Source organism: Streptomyces sp. NBC_01224, assembly GCF_036002945.1.
In the GTDB taxonomy this organism is placed as follows: Bacteria; Actinomycetota; Actinomycetes; order Streptomycetales; family Streptomycetaceae; genus Streptomyces.
Window position 1 is genome coordinate 8,276,280 of record NZ_CP108529.1, and the last position, 26,208, is coordinate 8,302,487.

At 69.6% G+C, this 26,208-nt stretch carries 10 protein-coding genes; all 10 read right to left on the minus strand.

Annotation, left to right across the window (positions count from 1 at the left end):
* Positions 1 to 327 precede the first annotated feature (327 nt).
* The gene (locus tag OG609_RS37660; protein WP_442818031.1) at positions 328 to 18,201 is read right to left on the minus strand and encodes a glycosyltransferase; all 17,874 of its coding nucleotides are present in this window, start codon (positions 18,199 to 18,201) and stop codon (positions 328 to 330) included.
* Positions 18,202 to 18,234: 33 nt separating this feature from the next.
* Positions 18,235 to 18,546, minus strand: a complete 312-nt coding sequence (locus OG609_RS37665; RefSeq protein ID WP_114247089.1) for a hypothetical protein — start codon at positions 18,544 to 18,546, stop codon at positions 18,235 to 18,237.
* Positions 18,539 to 18,997 (minus strand): YbaB/EbfC family nucleoid-associated protein, encoded by a 459-nt coding sequence (locus OG609_RS37670; RefSeq protein WP_327276906.1) that lies wholly within the window; start codon positions 18,995 to 18,997, stop codon positions 18,539 to 18,541. The genes OG609_RS37665 and OG609_RS37670 overlap by 8 nt, the downstream gene beginning before the upstream one ends.
* Complete coding sequence (locus OG609_RS37675) at positions 18,997 to 19,635, minus strand: type VII secretion system-associated protein (protein ID WP_327276907.1); 639 nt, start codon at positions 19,633 to 19,635, stop codon at positions 18,997 to 18,999. Before OG609_RS37675 ends, OG609_RS37670 begins: the two co-directional genes overlap by 1 nt.
* Positions 19,632 to 21,845, minus strand: a complete 2,214-nt coding sequence (locus OG609_RS37680; protein ID WP_327276908.1) for a hypothetical protein — start codon at positions 21,843 to 21,845, stop codon at positions 19,632 to 19,634. The genes OG609_RS37675 and OG609_RS37680 overlap by 4 nt, the downstream gene beginning before the upstream one ends.
* Positions 21,846 to 21,849: 4 nt before the next feature.
* Positions 21,850 to 22,227 (minus strand): hypothetical protein, encoded by a 378-nt coding sequence (locus OG609_RS37685; RefSeq protein ID WP_327276909.1) that lies wholly within the window; start codon positions 22,225 to 22,227, stop codon positions 21,850 to 21,852.
* A gap of 34 nt (positions 22,228 to 22,261) precedes the next feature.
* On the minus strand, positions 22,262 to 22,561 hold the full coding sequence (locus OG609_RS37690; protein WP_189275411.1) for a hypothetical protein: 300 nt from the start codon (positions 22,559 to 22,561) through the stop codon (positions 22,262 to 22,264).
* Between the two features lie 67 nt (positions 22,562 to 22,628).
* Complete coding sequence (locus OG609_RS37695; protein WP_327276910.1) at positions 22,629 to 22,976, minus strand: hypothetical protein; 348 nt, start codon at positions 22,974 to 22,976, stop codon at positions 22,629 to 22,631.
* A 262-nt stretch (positions 22,977 to 23,238) separates the two neighbouring features.
* The gene (gene eccB, locus OG609_RS37700; RefSeq protein ID WP_327276911.1) at positions 23,239 to 24,684 is read right to left on the minus strand and encodes a type VII secretion protein EccB; all 1,446 of its coding nucleotides are present in this window, start codon (positions 24,682 to 24,684) and stop codon (positions 23,239 to 23,241) included.
* 117 nt (positions 24,685 to 24,801) lie between these two features.
* The gene (eccD, locus tag OG609_RS37705) at positions 24,802 to 26,184 is read right to left on the minus strand and encodes a type VII secretion integral membrane protein EccD (RefSeq protein ID WP_327276912.1); all 1,383 of its coding nucleotides are present in this window, start codon (positions 26,182 to 26,184) and stop codon (positions 24,802 to 24,804) included.
* Between the last annotated feature and the right edge of the window lie 24 nt (positions 26,185 to 26,208).

Sequence of the window (26,208 nt, forward strand, 5' to 3'; positions counted from 1 at the left end):
CCATGAAACGTGCGAACCGGGCGCCGTCGACGACCAGCGGCCTTTTCGCCCACCACATGGAGTTCGATGCCGTTCTCGGTGCCGTGCGCGTCGAAGAACAGCGGCCTGACCGGCTCCTTCGCATCCCGCGCCGGTGCGGCCTGCCAGGAGAGCTCGCCGGCCGGGGAGTCCGTGTCGCTGTCGGTGTCGAGTACGACACCCCCTTCCTCCGTGGCCCGGTAATGCGCGAACAGGACCTCGTCCGAGCGGTACGCGGCGTAGAAGGCCTCCCGGGGCGCCCAGTCCTGCGGGGTGTGTGACGCGTAGCCCAGCGTCCGGCCGTCGGTGTCACGAATCACCTGGAGGCTTCGTAGACCTGGCCGAAGGAGACCTGACGTCCGTCCGTGGAGTTGGGGTGGGGCCCCCGAGCCCGTGGTACATCCGCATGACCTCGGGCGAGAACGGCTTCCCGTACACCAGCCCGGTGAAGACCTCCGCTACGAACTCGCGGGGGTTGCCGGCGGCGTAGACGCTCACCCCAAGGGCGAGAGCCTGATGCGGTACGGCGTCGCCGTCCTGCCCGCTGCGGCCGGCGAACTGTGTGAAGGCCAGATCGTGGTACTGGGCACGGGCGTTGGCGTAGTGCAGGAAGTGGCCCAGCTCATGCACCATCGTGCCGACGCCGGAAGGGTCGAGCTCGGTCGAGAGGTAGCGGTACCGCTTGTCGGCGAGCTTGTTGGTCAACGGATTGCCGACGACGTCGGGCGAGGCGATCACCGCGTTGGGTGCGAGGTACTCGGCGCGCTGTAGCCGGCCCCCGCTCCGCTCGGCGATCAGGTCGTTGTGGACCTCCAGAAACCGGCCGTACTTGGGCAGGTGCAGCTCGACGTCGGGAACGTGGAAGCCGGCCTCCTGCACTGTGATGACGGCCTTGCGGAAGTTGTCGATCCGAGCGTCGCGGAGGCTGTCCGTGGGGTCCCCGTGGACGGTGACCTGCGTGCCGTGGACGTCCTCGACCACCGGCGTCAGGTTCCCGAGGTGGGAGCCGGTGTCGAGTGCCTCGGCCTGGTTGGCACGGTCGAGATAGGAGTTGAGTTCCGGGTAGAGCGTGGAGCGGGTCAGGTCGTTGCGGGCGCTGTCCATCAACTCTCGTACACGATCGGCGGACACACCCGCGTCGACGGTCACCCCACCAGCCGCCGCCTGATCCCGCTTGGCCGCCAACTGCTGGCGCGAGAGCTCATCGGCAGCATCGAGCGCATCGTCCGACAAAGCGCCGTGGTGGGTGCGGTCGCCAGTGAAGATGTTGTGCGTGGTGTTGTTCGCCGGATCGACCCGATCCGGCAACCGTCGGCCCGCGAAGTCGCTCACATCAGGATGGATACGGGCGTACCGGTCGAGAAGCTGTGCCTGGTGCGCCCGCTCGGCGATGCGCTGGTGCAGATCGTCCCGCTCGGACCGGACGTGTGCGGTGAGGCGGTCGACCGCCCCGGAACGGTCGCTGGGGCCGTTCTTGCCTGACTTCCACGCTTCCACGGCATCGAGGATGGCGTCCAACTGGCGCTGGTTGGCGTCATGGGCACCAGGCAGCTTCCGGCCGCCGTTCGCCCACTCGTGGACAGTCGTATCGATGCGTCGCAGAGCGTTGGAGCGCCGCGCCCGCGGCAGCGTCGACAGAGCCCGCCAACTGTCGATGATCTCGCTGTCCCCGACCCCGCGGCTATCGGTCGGGAGCGCGCCCGACGTTGAGCCGCCCCCCGTGGGCGGGCGACCGGAGGGCGATGGCCGGCCGTCGCCGCCGACCGCCGCCAGGTCGTCGGGCATCACCTGCTCCGCACTTTTCTGCGAGGCGAAGTTGAGGGTTTCGAAGATCACGTCCGAGAGCGTGGCGGTGTGCGGCACCGGTTCCCCCCGCGGGTCGGGGACGAAGGCCGGGCCGGTTTCGAGTGACTCTCCCGCCACGATCCACGCACCGCGGTGCTGTGCGACGGGGTCCGCGAGCAGACCCAGCACGCCCGTGACGCCGTCGGAGCCGTTCGACGGTCTGGCATGGCCGACCTCGGTATCGGGCGCGTACCAGAGACGTCCGGGTATGGCACGTGCCGCGTCCGTCACCACGCTCCCGCCGTCGCCACTGCGGATCTTCGCCGTCTCGCACGCGACCAGTACGACCGGAGCCGGGGGCTGCGCCGGGTCCCTGAGCGTCTCCATGAAACGTGCGAACCGGGCGCCGTCGACGACCAGCGGCTTTTCGCCCACCACATGGAGTTCGATGCCGTTCTCGGTGCCGTGCGCGTCGAAGAACAGCGGCCTGACCGCCTCCTTCGCATCCCGCGCCGGTGCGGCCTGCCACGGGACCTCGCCGGCCGGGGAGTCCGTGTCGCTGTCTGTGTCGAGTACGACACCCCCTTCCTCCGTGGCCCGGTAATGCGCGAACAGGACCTCGTCGGCGCGGTACTTCGTGTAGAAGTCGTTGCGTGGAGCCCAGTCCCGGTCGCTGTGCGAGGCGTATCCGATGACTTCGCCGGTGGCGTCCCGGATCGTCCGAAGGCTCTGGCGTGCCTGCTCGAAGGAGACCTTCCGGCCGTCGTTGCCGACGAGTTCGTCCTTCGGTGTCCCGCTGCCTTGTTCAAGCCGTTGCGGTGCGGGGGCGAGGCCGCTCAGCAGTGTTCCGTTGTTCGGTAGCAGTGCTGTGCTCGAATTGGACCTGCCGCTGCCCCACCGTATTGAGCCCTTGACTGTCCTGACGGTGTCGCCGAGGCGATTGGCCAGTGTTCTCCGCCGGGCGGGCGCGGACGTGCTCTGGGGGGCTTCTTGGTTCTCGCTCTCGTCGGTCAGCCAGTCCAGACGCGTCCAGTCCGCCCACTCGGCTGCTCGGACACGGAACTCGGCGGGCGGCCCGAACCTGATGTTCGGGGCCTGCGTGGTGTCGAGGGACTTGATGTGCTCGTTGAACTGCCGCAGGAGGAATATCGGACCGGTACTGGCGCCCACGTTCTTCGACTTTATGGCCAGCTCGAGGACACCCTTGGCGTAGGCGTCCTTGTTGTTGATGTCCGGCAGATTGTCCAGAACCTGCTTCATGAAGCGGCTCCGGGGGTGTGTGACGATGAACTGGTTCCCGAAGCGTCCCTCCCGGTAAGCGACTTCGGCGGCCTGGTGGATCCGGTCCGCAGTCACGGGTGCGTTCTCTTCGAGTCCGAGCAGTCTCCGTACGCTGTTGGGGTCGCGAAGCATGGGACCGAACATCGGCAGGGTGTCGTCGCTCTTGGACATTGTCACGCCCTCGGGACGCAGCACCACCTCTCCCGGCCCCAGGTCCACATCGAGATACACCCCGCCGTGCTTGTGGAGGAGGGCGTATCTGGCGATGTCGGAGGCCATCGCGAAGCTGTTCTCCTTACGCGCGGCGTCGTACAGCTTGGACACCTTGGAGGGCAGCTTCTCCCCGCCGGAGCTCTTGTCCTTTTTGAACAGGTCCTCGACCCGGCCTTGATGGACGGTGCCGGAATCCACCAGGCCCTTGAGGAACTCCTTGTTGTTGCGCCGGCCGCCCTCGTCCGTCCAGATCGTCAGCTTCCACTGTGCTTCTTCTGCCTTGGCCGCCCATGTCCGGAGGTTGGCGAGGGCACCGTCCGTCAGTTCGCCGCCCAGCCAGATGAAATTGAGTTCCTTGGGGACCACGGCCAGCGGACCGGGACCGGCGCCCAGGTAGTGGATCGGGCCGGCAGGAGGTGCATCGCCGGCCGACGCGGTCGCGGTGCTCTCGGACAGAACCGTGTCGGCCGGCTGCTGCGTGATCTCCGAGTCGGCGTTGAGCAGCAGGCCCGGACCTTGACTGTCCGGGAGTTTCGTTCCGTCGTCGGTGTCCTGGTGGGTCTGTCGTTTCTGCCGCGTGAGGAGGGTTTCGAGTTCGGTGGGCTGGTTTGCGGTGACCCATTGGCCCTGGCGTCCGGTGGCTCGGTCCTGGAGGAGGGCCAGTACTCCGGTTGCCCCGCCCGCGGCTGCTCCGGCCGGCGGTCCCACGTGGCCGACCGCGACATCGGGGGCGTACCAGCGGCGTCCGGGCACCGCCCGTGCCGCGTCGCTCAGGACGCTTCCACCATCGGTGGAGCGGACGCTCGCGGTGTCACAGGCCACGAGCACGACGGGAGCCGGAGGCTGGTCGGGGTCGGTGAGGGTTTCCATGAAACGCGCGAACTGGGCACCGTCGACCTCGAGGGGAAGGTCGCCGCCGATGTGGAGCTTGACGCCGTCCTGCGAGCCGTGTGCGTCGAAGAAGACCGGGTTGGGTGTCCGCTGCCCGGCCGGGGTGTTCGTGCCGGTGTGCCAGGGAACCGTGTTGGGCGATGCATTTTCCTCGGCCACGGGGACGAACTTGCCGTCGTCCGTCGTCCGGTAGACCTTGAAGGATGTCTCGTCGGCGCGGTACTTCGTGTAGAAGTCGTTGCGTGGAGCCCAGTCCCGGTCGCTGTGCGAGGCGTATCCGATGACTTCGCCGGTGGCGTCCCGGATCGTCCGAAGGCTCTGGCGTGCCTGCTCGAAGGAGACCTTCCGGCCGTCGTTGCCGACGAGTTCGTCCTTCGGTGTCCCGCTGCCTTGTTCAAGCCGTTGCGGTGCGGGGGCGAGGCCGCTCAGCAGTGTTCCGTTGTTCGGTAGCAGTGCTGTGCTCGAATTGGACCTGCCGCTGCCCCACCGTATTGAGCCCTTGACTGTCCTGACGGTGTCGCCGAGGCGATTGGCCAGTGTTCTCCGCCGGGCGGGCGCGGACGTGCTCTGGGGGGCTTCTTGGTTCTCGCTCTCGTCGGTCAGCCAGTCCAGACGCGTCCAGTCCGCCCACTCGGCTGCTCGGACACGGAACTCGGCGGGCGGCCCGAACCTGATGTTCGGGGCCTGCGTGGTGTCGAGGGACTTGATGTGCTCGTTGAACTGCCGCAGGAGGAATATCGGACCGGTACTGGCGCCCACGTTCTTCGACTTTATGGCCAGCTCGAGGACACCCTTGGCGTAGGCGTCCTTGTTGTTGATGTCCGGCAGATTGTCCAGAACCTGCTTCATGAAGCGGCTCCGGGGGTGTGTGACGATGAACTGGTTCCCGAAGCGTCCCTCCCGGTAAGCGACTTCGGCGGCCTGGTGGATCCGGTCCGCAGTCACGGGTGCGTTCTCTTCGAGTCCGAGCAGTCTCCGTACGCTGTTGGGGTCGCGAAGCATGGGACCGAACATCGGCAGGGTGTCGTCGCTCTTGGACATTGTCACGCCCTCGGGACGCAGCACCACCTCTCCCGGCCCCAGGTCCACATCGAGATACACCCCGCCGTGCTTGTGGAGGAGGGCGTATCTGGCGATGTCGGAGGCCATCGCGAAGCTGTTCTCCTTACGCGCGGCGTCGTACAGCTTGGACACCTTGGAGGGCAGCTTCTCCCCGCCGGAGCTCTTGTCCTTTTTGAACAGGTCCTCGACCCGGCCTTGATGGACGGTGCCGGAATCCACCAGGCCCTTGAGGAACTCCTTGTTGTTGCGCCGGCCGCCCTCGTCCGTCCAGATCGTCAGCTTCCACTGTGCTTCTTCTGCCTTGGCCGCCCATGTCCGGAGGTTGGCGAGGGCACCGTCCGTCAGTTCGCCGCCCAGCCAGATGAAATTGAGTTCCTTGGGGACCACGGCCAGCGGACCGGGACCGGCGCCCAGGTAGTGGATCGGGCCGGCAGGAGGTGCATCGCCGGCCGACGCGGTCGCGGTGCTCTCGGACAGAACCGTGTCGGCCGGCTGCTGCGTGATCTCCGAGTCGGCGTTGAGCAGCAGGTCGTCCGTCACGAGAGGCACGGCGGGCCGGTACCGGTCGTCCGCGAGGTGCAGCACCACGCCCGACCGCGTGTTCCCTGCCGTGTCCGTTCCAGGAGCGGCGAACGTCAGATGGTTCAGGTCCGACAGGACCACGGTCACCGGGACCCCGAGCACACGGGCCGCGAGCAGCCCCGCCAGGTCACCCGCGGAGTGGTTCCAGCCGACGTCCTTGCGGTCGCCTATCTGCACGTCGCCGGACCGCAGCAGTGTCGTACGGGCCAGCTCGAGGCGCTGGTCGGGGGTCAGCCCGGCGGCCACGGTGTCCGGGAGACGTCCGCGCGAGTCGACGTGTTCGGCGGCTTGCGCCGCGCTGAGCGCGATACCCGCGTCGGCCAGCTCCTGTGCGGTGAACCGCTCCTGGGGATCGATCGCGAGGTACTCCGCGAGTTCGTCGCGGTCCGCCATCAGCCGGTCGGCGAGGCGTTGCCTCAAGTGCTCGACATCGGCGGCGGAAAGACTTCTGCCGGACGCGTGGAGCCCCAGCTCGGCCAGGAGCCCCGGATGGGCCTGCCCGACCGCGTCGAGGAGGGACCGGTGGAAGCTCGTACCGAGGTCGAGGTGTGCGGGTCCGGTGGAGGGCGGCTCCACGAGGTGGAGGACGCGGCCGTCCGGCGCCTTCAGGGCGACCGGCCGGCCCTCGGTGTCCTCGCCCTGGGCGATGTACGGGTCGGGGGCGGACGTCGCGTCGGCCGGACGGACGTAGCCCTCGGGTTCGGGCGCGGGGTGCCAAGGGGTGACGACGCGGGGGGCCCCGCCTTCGGCGTGCGGCTCCAGGACCCCTCGGGTGGATATGTCCACCGCTTCGAAGTTCGTCTGCACCAGGGCGAGTTCGCGGTAGTCGGCCGTCAGCTGTGCGACCGCCCGGTCATACACCGACCGTGCGTTCTTCAGCTCGGCATCGACCGCGTCGAGCCGTCCCTCGGTCTCCGCCCGCTCCGTTGCCTTTCGGGCTCGGGCCTCCCGGAGCTCGGCAGCCCTCAGGGGTGACCGCGCGGCCAGTACGGCCTCCAGCGACGACCGGTAGGCGGCGTCCGCCGTCCGCAGGCGCTGCGCCCAGCCCGCCGCCTTGATCTGTTCCCGGCGTACGGCGTCCGTGTCCGACAGCGGCCCCGCGTCGTCGAGCCAGACCTCCGTACGCGCGAGGACATCCTCCCGCGTGACGAGGCGCGGCGGCCCGGTGAGGTCGGCGGCCGGGCCCTCGTGGGACACCGCGCTTTCGAGGGACACCGGCCCTTCGAGGGCTTCGGTGAGCGGCGGGTATCCGGCGACGGTGGCCGGAGCCTGTTCGGTGGCCGCGGCGGCGGCCGGCTCGCTCCAGGCGACCGGCGGCGTGCCGGAGGGGCGGGTACCGGTGATCGTGTAGTGGTCGACCGCGTTCCAGGCGGCCTCGGATGCAGCGGCGAGGTGCTGCTCGGCGGTCGCGAGGCCGCGGCGATGGTTGGCCAGGTCCTGCTGGGCTTCGGCGTACCGGGAGCGGGCCGTGGCGAGCCTCTCCCGCGCCGCGGTCACGTCCGTGCCGGTGGGAGCCGGCGTCTCCAGGAGGCGCCGGAGCTCCGTGTGGAGGGAGGTGACCTCGCTGTCGAGTGCGCGCAGTCGCCGCTCGGCCGTCTCCGCCTTCGTGGCGGCCTTGGTGTACTTCTTGGTCTGCTCCTTGACGGTGTCCGCAGCGGCCTCGACCTCGGGCGGCAGCAGTTTGTGCTCCCGGGCGACGTCGAACGACACCCACATCGTCACCCCGTCCTGCACCGTGTGCTCGACGGTGACCGGCGGCCGGGTCCCGGGCCTGAGCAACGACGGGACGACCGGCAGGTCCGCGATGCGGTGCGATGCCTTCGCCGTCTGGAGTACGTGCAGGGGTGCCTGGATGAGCACGGCGCCGCCGGCGAAGGGCTTGAGCGTGGTCAGCGCGGAGGTACGGCGGTCGGCGGCACCGCCCGCCGCGTCGGAGTCCGTCCAGCCCGGCACGGTGGCCGTGGCCTGCACCAGGGGCTGGGTCTGGAAGGCCGGTCCCGCGGTCATCGACGGCATGTGCGATTCGGTGGTGTCACCCGTGTAGGTGTCGTTGTCCATGGTCCGCCGGCTGCCGCCGAGTCCCGCGCCCGGGTCCACGGCCAGCAGCCGGGCCCGCGACAGATCGACGTCGGCGGAGATCTTCAGGGTTGCGTCCGTCCCGCCGATCGCCGACGTGGTGTCGTGCAGCGTGACGGTCAGGCTGTCGCGGATCATCTGCGGAAGGTAGGCGCTCAGCACGTCGGTGCTGATGCCCCCCTTGAGGACTTCACCGGCGGCGGTGCCGGGCCGCGTCAGTACCGTCTTCCGCACATAACGGCCATTGCTGTTCGTGGGCATCTCCGTCGCGGCGTCGGTCGTGGCGCCGCGTCCCTTGACAGCGAGGTCGACGGCGTACGCTGCGGCGTCCCGGAGTGCGGTGATGCCGCCGACGGTGGTGACGACGACACTCTCCGGGCCGGTGGCGAACAGCTTCCTGCCCGCCGCGTTGCGCTCCCGGAGCGCAACGGCCTGCTGCTGATCCGGGGGAAGCAGCATCGGGCGTGCGGCATCCCGGGGTGTGCGGGCCGCCAGTGGTTCGGTCTTCTTCGGTTCGGTCTTCTGCGTTTCCGTCTTCTGCGGTTCGGTCGTCGGGGCTTCGGTTGTCTGCTGTTCGGTCGTCTGCGGCCGGGCGAGGCTCAGCGGCAGCACCACCTCGGTTTCGCCGACGGTATACGTGCGAGGGACCACTGTCCCGTCGGGCAGCTCCAGGGTGAAGGTGACGCTGAACGTCGTCCGACCGGTCACCACCGGTCCCTCGAAGGCCACTTGGGCGCTGACGGCGTCGGTGACCGCGTGTGCCAGGGACGACGAGCGGGTGGACCCGACCCGGTCGTCGAGGGTGAAGCCACCGCTCCGGAGACCCGGACGGTCCCAGATGGTGGGCACCTCGCCGAGCCGGTAGCCGGCCTCGTACCCGCGCGCCAGCTTCTCCGTGACAGTCTCCGCCGTGGACGTGGGCCGGGTGATCGTGGGCTTCACGTCGTGGCGCAGCGCACCGGGGGTGAATCCGGACCGTTCCAGGGTCACCGTGAGACTGGCGTCCCTGGCCGGCCCGATCTTGTTCCGGGCCAGACGCAGGGAGGTGCCGCCGTTCTCCATGCCCGTCTGGAGAGCGCGGATACCGGACGGCGACAGGGTGGTCATCTGCCGTGCCAGGCCGCCGAGCTGATCGGCCAGCAGGCTCTTGGGCCCGAGCCAACTCTTGTGCTGCGGCAGGTCTTCCATCAGGGTGCCCATGAACCGGCTGACCGCCTCGGACATGTCGATGCGGCCGACCGTGAGCGTGGCGTGCGCGGCCGCAGCGACTGCGGTGAAGAGCTGCTGGGGCGGCGGAGCGGTGAGACCGTCGTCGAAGAGACCGGCCTTCCTCGCCTCGGCGAGCGGCATCCACACGAGCAGGCCGTCGGGGATCTCCACGACCCGACCCTGGGGCGGCCGTCCGCGCATCAGTTCCATGGGCGCCTGGAGCAGACCGGACGGCTGGGAGCGGGCCGCGAGGTGCCAGGCCACATCGGCGCCGACCAGGACCATCGGTCCGGTGTACTGGACGGTGTGGGCCGGGTTCGCCGAGAAGGTCTCGGCCGAGGTCGCGGTGCTGGTGCGCTGGTACGGCGACGCGGTGAGACCGTAGGTGCCGGAGGTCTGGAACGCGTCGGTGTGCTTGGCCCGGAAGGCCAGCAGGGACGAGATGGCGTGACTGCGGACATGGGCGACCGAGTGTCCCGCCCCGCTGGTGCCCGAGCCGATGTTGGAGAGGGCGAGGTCGCTGGAGTCGACGACGGCGAGCACGCGCGTCCCGCGCACCTGGGGCCAGGCGCTGACCGACGCGGTGATGTCGGTGACGGCCGTCCTCCCGAACAGGTCGCTGACATGCTTGCCCGTCTGCGCCGCGTCGCTGAAGTCCGCCTCGTTGCGACCGGTGGTGAACGCCTCGGCCAGCGCGCCGGAGGCGGGGGTCCCGTCGGTCCCGTAGATCCAGGAGTTGCCGGAGACGGAGGCGAGCAGTTCCTTGAGGTGGTGCACCACGACCTCGGGCGAGGTGACGCTCTGCACGGAGTGCAGGCCGCCGAAGAGGGCGTGGGGCGTCCAGTCATCCGTGGAGACGGGTTTCCCGGAGGAGAGCAGTTCGGCCAGAGCCGGGTCCATCGGCACGGACACGGGGGCCGTAACCGTCTCCGGCCGGTTGAGAGGCAGAGTGGAGGGGACGGACAGCGACGCGGGTACGGCAAGGGTGACGCGGCCGGTGACGGGGGCCGGGGCGGTCTGTCCGTCGCCCTGTCCGGTGGCCAGGACGTCGACGCTCCCGGCGGCCTGCTTCACGAACCACCGGGTGCTGAGCAGCTCGCCGGTCATGGTCCGCGCGATCTGACGCGGCCGGGTGAAACTGGTGGCTTCGGCGGTGAAGGCCAGGTCGTACGACCACAGGTGCTGCGACCCGGAGCTGGTGATGCCGCCGTCCGGGGTGAGCGTCGGGCCGTACGTCATGCCGTAGGCGGTCTGCCTGCCGTACCGGTAGCCGATGCTCCCGGTGCCGCCGAAGCGCTCGATCCCGGTCAGTCCCACGTCGACGCCGACCGACCAGCCGTGGGTACGGGTGGTCGCACTGTCCGCGCGCCGGGTCGACAGGACGTTGTTCGCCAGACCCAGATCGTGGTGGACACCCGCGAACTGACGGTTCGTCGCCTCCGCTCGCACGGTGAGAACGACGTACCGCTTGCTGACGGAGTCGAGCTGCTCCAGCTGGATCCGCAGTCCGGTGCTCGTCAGGCGGTCGAGGGAGCCTTCGAGCACCGTACGGGAGAGTGCCTGGCGCAGCAGATGGGTGTTGCGCACCGCGGTGTTGTACTTCCGGTCGCCGCCGCCGCCGTTCCGGTCGCCGTCGACCACGGTGTCCGGCCGGGGCCGAAGCACCAGGTCGGGGTAGGCGCGGTGCAGCCCGGCCTGGATGCGGTCGACCAGTTCGTCCGTCAGGGAGACCTGGGGCGGAACCGTTTCCGACTCACGGGTCGCGGCGAGGTCCAGGACCGCGTGCAGGCCGAACGTCGCCGGATTCGACGGCGACAGATACGCGGGGGCGGGGGGCACCTCTGCGTCCGGGACAGGTGCGGTGCCGTCGTCCCAGCCGGCCAGTCTGCGTGCGTCGGCCCGTGGCAACTGCACGGTGGCGGTGAGGAAGGCGCCTTCCTCGTTCGGGCCGTTCCGGTTGGCCTGGGCGGTCCGCGCGGCCGGCTCGGGTGACTCCCATGCGCCGCCCTGCCTGCGCAGCTCGATCCGGAAGCGGACGTCGTAGAGCCCCGAGTGGCCGCGGCTGTTGAGCGTCCGCACGGACTCGGCGGTGTTGCCGCTGTAGCTGCTCTCCGCGCGCTGGGTCGTCAGGGCGGCCGATCCCCCGATCTGGAGGCTCAGGGTGCCCGCGGGCTGGAGCAGCGCGAACTGCGGACCGGCGGAGATCCCGACCCCGGCGCCCTGGGTGTTCTTCTTCTCCGTGGTGGCGGTGGAGCGCTGTGCGTCGGCCTTCTTGACCTCGGTCTTGTCGGACGCCTGGAGCAGTGTGGCGTCGACCGGGATCAGCCGGAGCCCGACGGAGCCCAGTGACCGGTTGCCGAGACCGGCGAAGAGCGGGGCGCTGACCACCGTTTCGCCGGAGCTCTGCGCGATCATCGTGCGCAGGCTCTCCTCGCCGAACAGATCGGCCAGTTGGTGGCGGAGGAAGCTGCCGGGGGTCGCCTCGGGAAAGTTCGCGAGCGCCCAGTCCAGCAGCCGGGTCTGCGTGGTGACGCTCAGCGGTGCGAGCAGGTGCGGCCGGGCGCCCGGCGCGAACTCGAAGGCGGTGGGCAGCCGGTCCGGGATCGCCGGGTCGGTGACGCTGTCCGGGACCCGCCAGGTGACCCCGTCCTGGATGCGGTAGCGCCGCTGCGCGGCGGTGCCGGGCTGCTGCTGGTCCGGTGACAGCTCACGGCCCTTCTTGTCCCAGACGCGCGAGGACTCGACGACGATGTGCAGGTCGCTCACATGCAGATGACTGCCGTCCTTGCCGACCGCGGTCACACTGCTCTGGGCGCGGCTCTCCTGGGTGTACGTGTAGGAGGCCTCCATACGCCGTGCGCTGAGGGACACCGACCCGAACGCACCGACGGTCCCCGCGGAGGGCCCCAGCGGGACCGCCACTCCGAAGGCGCGGGAGGTGCCGAGGGTCTTGGTCTCCGTCGCACCGGGGCGGGTGCGGAGTTCGGTCTCGATCTTGACGGGGGCGTCGGTGGCCTTGGCCTCGGCGGTCTTCGACGCGTCCTTCTTCGACTCGTCGGTCTCGGACTTGTCCGTCTTGGAGGCGTCCGTCTTCGACTCGTCGGTCTTGGACGCGCCGGTCCTGGACCCCTCCGTCTTCGACTCGTCGGTCTTGGACCCTTCAGCCTTCGGCCCCTCCGTCTTCGAGGTGGTCGAACTGCCCTCGTTCCCGTTTCCGTCCTTGTGCAGTACGGACTCGGTCCCATCGTCCACGGCGGCCAACGCCGACGGCTCGGCATGGCGGCGCCAGTTTCCGTAGCTCTCCATCGAGATGGAGATCTCCCGGTGGCCGCCGTCCATGGTCGGCAGGATGAAGGTCCGGGGGCTGAGCAGCGTATGCGGACTCTGGACGAGCACGCGCTTCAACTCGTCGAGCCCGTCGGGGCGCAGACTCCATCGCCTCGCGACGGATTCGGCCAGCACGTCGGCACCTCTGATGGTGATCCGGCCGTGCCCGTGGCCCTTCATCGACTTCGGCAGCATCGCGTTGTCGTCGAACGTGACGAATTCACTGGACTGCTCCTGCGGGAGCGGACCCACGTTGTCGCTCAGCAGCGGAGGGGCGAAGGCCGCCTTCTCCACCTTCACGCCCGGGTTCTCGATCCGGCGGAACACCTCGTCGCGGCGTGCCTCCTCTGTCGTCAGGTCCGGACGGTCGCGGCGTACCCGGTACATCCGCTGCTCGTACTCGTCCGCCGATAGCGCGTTCAGGGCCTTGTCGCGGGCCGTGTGCTGCTGCGCGCCCGACGAGCCTGCCGGTGAGGAGCCGTCACCGCCGGGGCCGCCCGGCGGCTCCTCGTTCTCCTTCACGGGGATGTCGGAGTCCTTGGGCGCGGAAGCCACGGAGTCGGCGTCGTCGTCGGACTTGAGGTCGGACGCGTCATCGGACTTGAGGTCGGACGCGTCATCGGACTTGAGGTCGGACGCGTCGTCGGACTTGAGATCGACGTCGTTGTTCGGTTCGGATTCCGACGTGGTCCGCGTGTCGGTGAGGGACTGCGTGTCGTCCTCGGTCTGTGTACGTACACGACGGGCGTTCGGCGACGGCAGGTCGTCCCGCTCCCGCGAGTGAAGGCTGTCCCCGTCCTTCCCCCCGGACTCCGACGCATCGTCCAGATGCCGCGGAGCCTCCATCAGCTGCTCGCCCGGCTGCACCGGAGCACGCCTGTCCCGTTCGGAGTCGGCCGGCCGCGGGATCTTCGCCGAGTTGCCGGCACCCTCGTCGACGTTCGTCCGGGAGACCGGATTGCGTACGGTTGCCGACGGTCCGGTATCCGACGGGCCCGACGTGTCCGTCAGATCTGTGTCCTGGACGTCCGTGCGCTTCTCCGACACGGCGTCGTCCACCTTGGGGGTACCGGGCTCATTGCCGGTCGTGACCAGGTTCCGCAGGCGTTCCACCAGCGTGCGGGCGTCGTGGGCAGCCTGTTCGCGTACCTCCTCGGGCAGCTTGTCGAGCGAGCGGTCGATACGGCGGTCGAGGTCCCGCAAGCGGTCCGGAGCACGCAGTTCCTGTTCCAGGCGCTCCTGCCCCTCACGCCTCAGCTCCGCCGTCTCGGCGTCGTAGCTGTCGAGGACCCGGTCGATGGCCTGAGGGTCGCCCGCCGCCTCGTCCAGCCTGTTCTGCCATGCGGCGCGGCGTTCGGTGCCGCGCTCCGCCCCCTCGGGGTCGCCGTCCGAGATGGCCTTCAGTCGCCGGTCGCGTTCCAGCTGTGCCATCCGGTCGAGCTGTTCCCGCTCGATGGCCCGCCTCGCCGTGTCGCCCTCGGCGTTCGCGCGCCGGTCTTCCCACTGCTGCCGCTCCTCGCGCGACATCCCAGCGTCGTCCCCACCCTCGCGCAGCCGGTCGAGCCGCTCCTCCAGGATCCGGTCATTCTCCGCCCGGGAGTCCTCGGTCCGGTCCCGGCCGGGACCGCCGTCACCGTCCTGCGGCGGGGGCAGCGGCTCCGAGGGCTCCTGCTGGTGGCCGCCCTCGCGCAGGGCGTCCAGCCTCGCCCGGAAGGACGCCAGTTCGGCCTCCCTGCCGAGGGTGACCGTACGACGTTCGTACTGCGCGTCGAGGTCGCTTCCCCGCCCCGGTCCTTCGAACCGGTTCTTCCAAGTGGCCAGCTCCCTCTCGGATGCACCGAGATCCCGCAAGGTCGCGAGCCGTCGCGACGTCTCCAGCTCGGCGTCGTAGTCAGCCTGCACTCTGCGGAGATCCTCGGGGGTCGCCGCCTGCTCCCTGCGGTCCTCCCATTCGAGGAACCGCTCGCGGTCCATGCCCGCTTCTGCCGCATCGGCCCGCCGGTTGTCGGCCAACTGCTTCCGGAGCGCCTCGGGGGTGCTGTCGGCGCGGGCGCTCAGCTCGGACCCGAGGGTGCCGAGACGGTTCTCGAAGTCGTCCAGCAAATGGGTCGTCCGACGGGGATCGTTGGCGAGAGCCGACTGCTCGATGTCGAGGGCATGGCGCAGCCACTCCGTGCGGCGCATTCCCAGCTGCGCGGCCCGCGCCTCGTATCCGCCGTCCATGTGACGGCGGAACTGCTGGAGGCGTTCACCGAGGCCGTGCTCGGCGACGAGGTCGCCGAGTTCCCGCAGGCCGTCGGCGGCGTCGGCGTGCCTGCCCGCCCCGACGTCGTCCCGGATGCGCTCGCTCAGCCGCTGCCGTGTCTCCTTGTCGACGCCCACCCGCCGGGCATCCGTCAGCAGGGCGTCGGTCTCCCGCTCCACGTCCTTGGTCAGCCTGCGTTGCTCGGTGGGGGTCAGGCCCTCGGGCACGTCGGGCAGCTGCTCCAGCCGGTTCACCGGGTCGTCGGTGAGGCTGCCCAGTTCGTCGAGGCGCGCGATCAGCGCATCGACATCGCCGTCGTTGTGCACGTCGAAGTCGTCGCGGAAGGGCAGTTCGTCCTGCGACTCAGTACGGAGAGGATTCGGCGAGTCCTCGGTGGCCGGTCCCTTCCCGTCGCTCTCGGTCCGCTCCGTATCCGGCCGGTTCCCGGCCGGGGGCTCGGTGCCGGGCGGGGCCTTGGGAACGTCGGGGAACACGAGGTCCGGCTCGTCCCCCGTCAAGGGCTGGGCACCGGGTTCGTTCTGCGGGACGTCCGGGAGCACCACATCGAGCCCGTCCGGGGACGGAACTGTGGGTGTCTGCTGCCGTGGTCCGCCGGGGGCGGTGCCGGCACCCGGCGCCGTTGGCACGGTCGGTACGGGGCGCGGCGGCGGTGCGATGCCGCCCGCGCCGTTGTACGGGAGGACTCCGTCGCCTTCGATACCCGTCGTTGTGCCGTCGGGCTCCAGCCCGTCGGCGCCCTCCTCCTCCAGGGCCGCGCGGTACTGCTCACGGAGCTCGTCGACCCGTGCGGGGCGGCCGAGGCCGTCGGGGTCGCCCTCCCGCAGCTTCGCCATCCGTGCCGCAAGGTCGGAGTCCGAGTCGTCGGAATTCTGCCGGTCCTTCAGCCGGTCCAGGCGCTCCTGGAGGCGATCGAGGTCGTTCGCGGTCCGGTTTACCGGCCCGGAGTCGTCGGACCGACCGGACGACCCCACGCCCGCGCCGTCGTCGGACATCCGCGGAAGATCGTTCCGCGGAACGTCGGGCAGGTCCGCCAGGAGCCGCTCCGCCTCCGGCGACAGCACCGTGCCCAGCGGGGTATCGGGTACGTCCGGGAGGCCGTCCAGAAGCGTGTTCACGTCCGTGAGCTCCTGTGTCACGTTCTCGTGTACCTGGTCCGGGGAGGGCAGCGTCTCGGGTACGTCAGGGAGGCTGTTCAGCAGGAGGTCCAGCTCCGACACGGAGTCCGGCGGGACGGGGGGATCGGGTGTGAGGGAGTTGGTGGTCGAGTGGCCGGAGTTGTTCGTCGTGTCGCTGTTGTTCGAGTTGTTGGTCTCGTTCGTGTTGTTCGTGAAGTTGCCGTCGTTCGTGAAGTTCGTGTCGTTCGAACTGGTGGCGAAGGAAGGGGCGGACGCCCCGGACACGTCGTACGGTGCGGTGTTCCCGTCGTCGTCGCTCGAGTACAGCGTCCGGCTGTCCGAGAAGTCGTCCGCGTCCAGGTAGTACAGGCTGTCGCCGTCCGAGGCGTTGTCGTCGCCGCTCCGCAGCGACACGTTGTCCGAACCGGAGTCCGAGGCCGAGTCGGTGAGCGTGCGGTTGTCGGCGTCGTTCCTCGGGCCGGAGCCGTCGCGCACCGTCGTGCTCGACTCGGTGTTCGGCCGGGGCGCGGTGGACGGTGGCGTGGGCGAGTCGGACGAGAAGACCGGGGGGCGCGGCGGCGGCGCGGCAGGGGGGCCCGAGACCGCGTGGTGCATGGCCTGGAAGCCGTGGGCCACTCCCCGGCCCATCACGCCGCCCGCCGCGCCCGCGGCCGCCGTCCAGCCGCTGACCGTGAACTTGTGCTCGGGCCCGAAGATCAGGTTGTACATGCCCTCGGTGACCACGGCGTGGCCCGATTCGCCGGCTATCTCGCCGACGAAGTCACCGATCCGGAAGCCGAGGTTTCCTTCGATGTTCTTGCTGATGGTCTGTACGAAGGAGCCGGGCAGGTCGTGCGAGAGCGCACGCACTCCGTTCTCCCCAAGGTCCTTCACGTACGGCTTGAGCGCGTCGTCCAGCGAATGGGTCAGACCCTGCCAGTCGGCCTTGCCGCCCCAGTTCTTGACCAGCGCCTCGCCGTAGTCGCGGCCCAGGTTCCTGGCGGTCTCATTGCCGAGGGAGTCCCCGAGGTTCTTCTCGAAGGCGTTCGCGAAGTCCTTGACGACTTCCCGACCGACCGCTCCGGCGGCCGCCCCCCTCGCCCCGTCCGCTCCCACATGATTCAGGGATTCGTTGGTCCGGCCCATGATGTTGCCCAGGCGCTCGCCGAGCTTGCGGGCGGACTCCTCGGAGATCGTCTGGCCTGCGGCGCCCGCTCCGGCCCTTCCGCTCGCTCCGGCCGCGCCGTCACCCGCGGCGCCCGCCCCCTTGCCCAGGCCCGCTCCTGCGGCACCCGCGCCCTTGCCCGCACCCGCACCCGCGCTGCCGGCGCCTTTTCCGGCGCCCGCCCCCGCAGCACCCGCGCCCTTGCCCGCGGCACCGGCTCCCGCACCGCCCGCGCCCTTGCCGAGGCCGCCCGCACCCGCGCCGCCCGCGCCCTTGCCGAGGCCGCCCGCACCCGCGCCGCCCGCGCCCTTGCCGAGGCCGCCGGCTCCCGCACCACCCGCGCCCTTGCCGAGACCGCCCGCACCCGCACCGCCCGCACCCTTGCCGAGACCGCCCGCGGCCTTGCCCGCACCGGCTGCGGCACCGCCCGCTCCCTTGCCGCCCCCCGCCAGCCCTTTGCCCAGCACGTTCCCCGCGTCATTGCCGAGGATCTTGCCCAGCCCCTTGCCGGTCATGTTGCCGAGCAGCTTGCCGAGCCCGCCGCCCAGCAGTGCGAACGGCCCGCCGAGCGCACCGCCGATGGCGGCGAACTTCGCGGCGTCCGCGGTGAAGTTCTTGTTCCACTCCGTACGGTCGCCGCGGCCCATCTGGGTGAGCTGGAGGATGGAGTCGAGCAGCAGGCCGCCGACGAGGCCGGTGATGGTCTGCATGATGATCTGGGCCAGCAGGAACTTGAGGATCAGCACCGCCATGGAACGGAACGCGGCGATCGCGGCGGCCGCCCAGATCTCGGACAGCCCGGCGGTCACCGGCATCAGGGCCTGGGCCAGGGCTATCTGCACGACGAGCAGGGCCAGTTGGCCGAAGATCATCCACTTGGTGTACTCGATGTCGGCAGCGGTCGTGTGGGCGTTCTTCGACAGCTTGATGGCATCCTCGTAGGCCCGTTCGAGGATGCTCTCGTTGCCGTTCGTCCTCTCGACGAACTGCCGGGCGTACGTCACGAACCGCGTCGCGGTCTCGCCCTCGAAGTCCTCGTCGACGCGGCCGACGACCTGCCGCAGAAGCTCCTCCACCTCACGGAACTTCTCGGCCATCTGGCGATACTCGTCACTGACCACCCGCAGGGTGTCCTCGTTCGCCTGCGGGAAGGGCATGCCGGTCAGAGTCTTGAGGAGGGTCGCCCACCCCTCGGAAACCTCAATCGCCATTGTGTGGTGCCGCGTCTTCGCAGTTCGGCCGGCTCAGCCGGCGGCAATGTGGTTGGCGTCGTCCTCGGCGTCGTTCAGGATGACCGAGGCGTTGTTGCCGCTGATGCCGACCATTTCGAGCAGGTCGGAGAGGCCTTCGAGGCCGTAGGTGAGCCCCTTGCCCGTCGAGTCGACGAACTTGTGGTACTCCTTCGCGTACACATCGTCCCGGCCGCCCGCCGTCCTGTTCTCCAGGTTGATGTGGTCGTTGAGGACGCCCAGTTCACCGACGATCCTTGAGATGGCGCCGAACTGGGTGAACCGTCGCGGGAGATCCCCCGGAACGCTCAGGGTTCCGTCAGCCATAGAACTCGTCCTCCTCGCCACGGTTCGCGGACGGCTTGCGCCCGCCGCCCAGCACCGTCTCCGTCAGCCCCTCCGGCTGCATCGCGCGCAGCGGAGCGAGCAGATCGTCCAGCTCGCCACCGCCGAAGAGTCCGCTCGCCAGCTCCTCCTGACTGCCCATCAATGGCCGGACCGAGCCGCTGACCTTGGAGTTCATCTCCGTACGTGCCGCGTTGACGGTGGTCTTCAGTACCTCGGCGAGCTGGGCCCCCGGCATCGTGCGGTAGCCCTCGGTGTGGAATTTGAAGGAGAGGATCTCGCCGTGGGCGTTGACCGAGGCGGTCACCATCCGGTCCTTGGAGGTCGCCGAGGCGGATGCCCTGGCCAGTTCCTCCTGGACCTGCTGGATCTTCTTCGTCTGTTCCGCGAGGCCGGCCATGGCCTCCGCGAGCTGTTCCTGGAACGACACCATCAGTACTGCTCCTTCTTGCCTTCCGCCGCCGCTTCCAGCACGTCGACCGCGCGGGACAAGTCGTCCGCGGACAGCCGCAGAGCGACGGGGCCCGTCGGGTTGAGGTACAGGTCCTGGCCTTCGGGTACGAGTGCGAACGCCTCGGAGACGGGCAGCACCCGATGGGCGAGCGCGCCCGCCCGCTCCAGATGGGCGGGCGCGGTGAACACCGGCACCACCGGGTCGCCGTCCGGGGTACAGGCGCTGACCGCGCCACCACCGGGAGCGGTCAGCACGGCCAGTTCGGCCGTGACCACGGCCATGGCGACGCCCTCGACCGGGCCGTAGCCGGTTGCCGCGAGCTGCATGGCGGCATCCACGTCGTCGGTCGGTTCGGGCCAGCCGAGCATGCCGGGAGACGGCCGGTACTCGTCGTTCCGCTGCCATTCGACGATCTCGCCGTCGGCGTCGGAGCGCCACTGCCCGATCACTGCCCACAGCGGCGGTTCGCCTTCTCCGCTCCACGCGGGGTCCACCGTGCCGAACCAGTGCTCGGGTGCGGTGCGCGCAGCCGCGCGGATGTCGTCGGGCACCGGCGGCATGGCGGGATTCTCGCTCCCGGTGGCTATCCCGCCCGCTTCTGCACCTGCGGAACTCATCGTCCGATCACGCCCGTTCCGGCGTCGGGCTCGGTGCCCCACACCTCTTCGTCCTCCGAGAGCCATACGTTGCGCTGCCGGTCACCGCCGTTGCCTCCGCCACCCGGGGCACCGCCGCCGCCCATGCCCATCGGCGGCATGAAGGGCGTGCCGGTCCCCGTCCCGCCCCCCGCCCCACCCCGCCCGAGGGCGCCGAGCGACTGGGTGGACACATTGCCCTGGGTCGGCGGGGCAGCCGGGTTCGCGGGCAGCCCCATGGCGGCACGGGCGCGGTTGCTGAGCCCGGACACCACGGAGGCCGGCTGGTGGATCGTGTTGCCGTTGCTGTCGACCATCCTGCGGAGATTCTCGGAGGCTCCCTTCGAGCCGCCGAAGAGATCACCGCTCGACGTATACGGACGGCGCTGACCGTTCAGCAGCTCGTCGAGCGTCTTGGGGTTGCGGATCTTCAGGTTGTTGCTGCTCTCGGTGATGTGCTTGCCCTGCGGGTCGCTGATGGTTCCGTCGGCGTTGATCCGGGAGCCGGGCGGAACGGTGAGCTTCCCGCCGTACATATTGGTCAGGGGCTTGCCGTCCGCGCCGATCAGGTTTCCCTGAGCATCCACCCTGGTGCCTTTGGGGACGATGACGTTGCCCTCGGCGTCGATCCCGAAGCCCCGCGTCAGGTTCCCGGAGGTGGAGCCGCTTGGAAGCGTCGGCGGCTTCGGGCCACCGGTCGTGGGCGAAATGATCTTACCCCCGGGGCCGATCGTGGAACCGGGCGGCACGAACAGGGGCTTGCCGTTCGCGCCGAGGACCGGTTTGCCCTTGGAGTCGGTGACGGCGCCGGTCTTGGGGTCGATGCGCGATCCGGCCGGAACCGTCAGGGATCCGCCGCCGCCCGTACCGGAGGTGCCGCCACTGGGGCCGGTGACCGGATTCGGGCCGAGGCCGAGGTTTTTGTTCTTCGGGAGATTGGCGCCGGAAGTGCTGCCGTTCGGCCCGGTGACCGGAGGCGGGGCGCCGAGGTCGAGATCGCCGCCGCCCTTACTGCCGAGGCCGCCCCCGTCACCGTCCGCGCCGCCGCCGCCACCGCCACCGCCGTCACCGCCGGCGCCGTTGCCGAACATCTCCTTGAACTTGTTGAGGATGTCGTCGGAGCCGCCCGTGCCACCGTCACCGCCCGTACCCGTGTCGCCGTAGAAGTCTTTCTGTTCCTCGGGCGTCAGCGAGATGGTGAATGTCGGCTTCACGACGGAGTTCGCGTCGGAGAGCTTCCCGCTCGCCTTGTCGTAGGCCGTCGCCAGGTCGAGCATCGTCTGGGAGGACTTGTCGTCGAGCTCGGTCTTGACGCCTTCGAGCCAGCTCAGTTTCGCGCGATATTCAATGCCGCCCCAGTCAGGCCCGCTGACCGTCGGATCGTGGTCCGACGTGGGATTTTGGGCACTCATCGCCTTCAGGAACTCTGCATTCAGATGGGTGAACGCCATGGAGATGGCGCCGGCTTCTCGAAACTCGATGCCCGTGCCCACGGTTTCCCGCTTTTCGAACCAGTCCCAGAAGTTCTTCCTCAGCACTTTAATGGTGGCCTTCAGTTGAACGCTCACCGCTTGGAGATCGTCCTTGATCGCACCGCCCATGTAAAAGGACTGCGTCTCTTGAAGTGAACGCTTCACCGCCAGAAGAACGGCTTCGAAGAGGGCGGCGGACTCTCCTTGCAGTTCCTCCGAGCCGTCGCCCACCTTCTCGGCCCATTCGTTGAACTTGGCCGCCCATCCGCCCGTCCAGAGATCCATGTTGTTGAGGATCTCGGACGCTTTGCTCGACGACAGGGGATTGGCGTCCTTGTTCGTCCCGGACGTCACCGAACCAAGAATGGGATCGGGCGCTCCGGTGAACTCGGCCAGCGCCCCCGAATCATTTCCGAAGTCCGCCCAGTTGTAGCCGAACCCGAACATGAGCCATTGCTCGTTCTCTCGGGTGGGAAAGGCGAACGCGTACCACCCGGAAAGCCCCCACTCCTCCGCCTTGAGCTTCGGAGTGCCGTCGAACCATTGGCCGTTGACCTCTTTGGTGATCCACTTCTTGGAACCCTCACCCGCCACCAGGTTCCGGTCCGGAAGCTTGGTGGTGCCGTCGTGAAACATGGCGAGGATCTCCTCCCACTTGGCCGGCATCCCGGCGGGCACCTCGACCCGCTCGGGCGGCGTCTCGGGGGGCACCTCGGTCATGGTTTCACTTTCCCTTCGGGGTCAGGATCTCGGAGAACTCGTCGGCGAGGGCACCACCCATGCCCGTGGAGTCGTCCTCGGCATCCCTGTGCTTGGCCTCCACGTCCCGCAGACTGGCCGAGAAGTTGTTCATGAGCGTGATCGCCGTTTCGTACCGGGTACGCATACTGGCGCGGTACGTCTCCATCTGGCTCTCGAGTGCCTTCGCCTTCGGGCACTTCTCGGGGTTTCCGACAGCGAGAGGGATCTTCGATCCCAGGCTCACATAGTCCGGCTTGACCGTGAGGTCACGACGGAACGTGGGGATCTCCTGGTTCGCGTACCTGAGATAGACGCCGTCGGTCGACTGGAACATGTCGCCCGGTTTCTCGTCACCAGCCATGCTCACACCTCACAAGTCGATTCGGTCGGTCGGGTCAGCTGCCCTGGAGGTTGTTCAGGCCGCGGCCGCCGTCGAGGTCCCCGTCGATCTGCCGGGCGTGCATCCGCTGGAGAGTCGTCCGGGCGACCCCGTACTGCTCGTCGAGCTGCAGCTTGATCCGGCCCAGCTCCGCCTGGAATTCCTCCCAGGAGGTACGGGTCTGGCCGCTCAGGGTGTCGCGCAGCGCGCCGAAGTTCTTCTCCATCCAGGCGAGGGCCTCCTTCATCTCCTGCTGGGCCGCGTCCATGTTCTTGATGGCGTCCAGGACCCCTTGGTGGCTGATCTTGACGGACATGAAGGAACTCCTCGTGAGGCAGTTAAGAGAGCGGGGGAAGAAAAGGCTGGGAGAGAGCCGGGGAAGGTCACCCGGGGTTGATCGTGCCGGCGATACCGGCGGCGTAGCTGTTCGCCTCGTGCTCGGCGTCGGTGAGGAGCCGGTTGGCCATCGCGGTGCCCTCCCGGAAGAACTGGGTGCGCTCCATGACCCGACCGTGCGCCCTGAGCCACTCGTCGATGCCCGCCGCGTGGGTCTCCGAGGAAACAGCCTGGTAGGCACTCCGCACCTGGCCCTGGATGGTCCTGACCTTGCGGCCTGCCTCATCCATGTCGCGAAGATGCTGGTCCAGCGTCTTCAGCGTCTCGAGCATCGCTGTTTCATCGTTGGACAGGCCGTCGGCCGAGTTGACGTTGAAGCCGGAGACATCAGACATGGGGGTCCTCCTGGACACTGCGGGAACACGGCGGCACCACGGGTGCACGGCAGGCCGACCACACCGGGAATCACGCCCTCCGGTAGTCGACGGATCATCAGGTTAATACGCCGTACGGGATCTTGGTACGAATGCTCCCCGACAATCTGAGTGTTCATCTGCGGTACGTGCGTGAGCTGCGGAAATACGGGGGAAAGCGCATGCCTCCCGGCCCTCCTATCCTCAAAGAAACCTCAATTCCCTTAAGGCGAAGGGGAATCGGCTATCGAGGCATCGCGTTCTTCGGCGCTTCCACGAGTCCCTGCGTCAGCAGGGCCGTGTCGTCCAGCGCGGGCCCCGACGCGAGCATCCCGAGGACGCCGGACGGGACGGGAACGGACTGTTCGACTCCGTACCCGAGCCGCTGGAGTCCCTTCTCGCCCCCGGGGACCGGGTACTTGGCACCCGACTCGGTGACCAGGTAGTAGGCCGTGCCGGTGCCCGCCGAGGAGAGTGCCGTGACGAGGGCACCGCCCTCCGGACGTACGGCGAACAGGTCGGCGGCTCCGGAACCCGCTGTGATTCCCGGCTGGTTGGACACCGCGCGGCCGCCCACCGCGTCCGCGCGGGGCAGGACGACCGATACCGTCGGCCTGCCGTCCGCGGTGCCGACGACGGCACATACGCCCTCGCCCGCGCCGACCGGGCTGGGCCTGGGCAGACCGGTCGGGACCGTACCGCCCGCGGCTCCCACGAGCCGGGTCGCCTTCGGGTCCTGGTGGCGCGCCAGGTCGTCCGGGCCGATCTTCTGCAGGACGACGGCTCCTCCGGCGTAGGCGGTCCGCTGGGTACGCGGATCGCCCATCAGCAGTGCCTCCTCCAGCGCGGTGACCTTGATCAGCCCGCGCTCCGTCAGCAGGTAGTGGCCGCCGGAGCCGTCGAAGAGCTGCCCGATCCGTGTCGGGCGGCCGGCCAGCGACGGGCCCGCCTTGCCGCGTCCGGCCACTTCCGGCACTGCCAGATCCGGGCCCGCCGGCAGGGCGTTGAGGAACGCGTCGGGGACCGGATGCGCCCCGTCCGGGTCGTAACCCAGCGTCTGGACCGCGTAGTTCGCGGTGTTCAGCCGCAGCCGGGTGCCGTGCCAGAGGAGGTACGTGGTGCCGCCCGGGACGGTACGGACCAGGGTGGCCCCGTCCGAGGTGACGGGCCTGCCCTTGGCGGTCAGGCCGACGGCCAGGGTGAGGAGCGGCTCCGAGGCGGCGTCGGGCCGGGTGGCGCACACCGACCAGGCCTCGCGGCTGAGCGCGCCCGCCCGCGGCAGCGGATCCGGCGCGCCGACGATGCCCAGGGTCGCGCCGCGCGGGGCGTCCTCGATGGAGGCGGGATTGACGCTCACCACCTTCATCCGGTCACCCGCCAGCAGTCTGGCCGAGGTCTCGTTGAGGACCGGGTGAAGGACTCCGTCGAGCGTGAGGTAGCGGGCGCCCGAACGTTCGTCGAGCACCAGCGTTCCGGTGGCCTTCCACGCGTTCGAGCCGCCGGGCACCACCAGCCCGTACACCGCGACGATGAGCGCGGCCAGGACCGCGACCACGAGGCCGATGACGAAACCCTTCGTGGTCCGCCGGTGTGCGGACTCGGGGGCGTCCGGGTCGTCCCGGAGCATTCCCAGTGACAGCCGGCTCATGACGAACATGTGCGCGTGGACCTGGTCCCGCCTGGACTGCATTCCTTGCCTTTCCGACCGGGCATCGGCCCGGCGCGAGAGGGCCCGGGATACCGGGGCCTTCGGCCGCCGGACCCCGGGATCCGCCCGCTGTCCGGCGGCGGACGCCGGAGAGCGGGCTCAGCTGTTGAGGCCCCGCAGGTACTGGTAGAGACCGGCGACGAGCAGGGCCAGCGGGACGAGGACGATGGCGAAGAGCAGATGGAGCAGGTCGACCGCGCGCCCCCAGTAAGGCACCAGGCGCCGGCCGGGGAGCGTCCAGCCCGTGATGGCGAGCACGGCCGCGACGGCCAGCAGACCGGCGAGCAGCAGCGGCCGGGAACCGTCGTCGGTCCGCAGGACCAGCTGCACCGTCAGCAGTACGGAACCGTAGGCGGCAGGCAGGACGACGGCGAGCCGCTGCCAGGCGCCGCCGATCGCCCGTGCGTGCGTGAACATCAGCGCGCACAGGACCGCGGCCAGGGTGAGCGGCGCCCAGGACGTCTCGAACGTCAGCACCGTGAGGCAGCCCGCGGCCACCAGCCCGGTGGCACCGTAGAGGCCCGTGAGGTAGCTGTCGGCGACGGCGCCGCGGGCGGCGATCCGCTCGTCCGGGGTGGGCTCGATGCCCTCCTGGAGCTGGTCCGCGTTGGTGGGCAGCAGCGGCACCTTCAGTCCGGACAGGCGGAACGCCAGGGACGGCAGGAAGTGCCCCAGCAGGACGACCGCCAGGATCAGCGGGGCGGCCGTGCCGGTGGCCGGGACGCCGAAGAGCATCACGGCTCCGCCGACCGCCCCGAGGACCGCGGCCAGGGTGGCGGCCAGGAACAACGGGGCGCACGCGCCCACGGCGGCCAGCGCGAGCACGGCGGCGCCTGCCGCCGCGGAGCAGCCCGCGAGCAGCCGGGCGCCCAGTTCCGCGTCGGACGCGGCCCCTTGGGGCACCAGGGCTCCGGCCAGGGCGAGGAAGGGGACGGCCGCCGCGCCGAGCGAACCGCCCGCGCCGACGTCGCCGACCGCCCGTGAGGCTGCCGCCGCACCGGCCAGCAGGAGGATCGCGGTCGCCGCCGCGCAGACTGCCCTGAGTACCGTGGAACCGGGCAGCAGCAGGAGCAGCAGGCCGGTGGCGAGGGTGCTCAGGGCGAGCGCGGTCATGAGGTGGTGCGACCACACCGGCCGCCAGGAGTCGGGGCGTTCGCGCAGCCGGCTGGAGAGCCCGTCGACGAGGTCGTCGTAGTGGATCTCCGGGAGGGCGTCCCCGCGCAGGCGCAGATGTACCGTTTCGCCGTCGTGCAGGCCCAGGTCGCCAAGGGTGTTCTCGTCGTCGAGGGGTTCCTGGCCGAGGCGCTGGAGCACCCAGCCGCCTGCCTGCGCGCCACGTTCGTAGAGGTCGGTGCCCCCGTGGTCGACGATGGTCGGCATCAGATCGGCGAGCACGATGTCGGACGGTACGGCGAGTTCGACGGAGCGGTCGGGCGTCAGCACCGTGAGGCGGCACAGGGGTGCCGCGGATATGTCGGTCAAGCGCGTTTCATCGCCTTCCAGGAC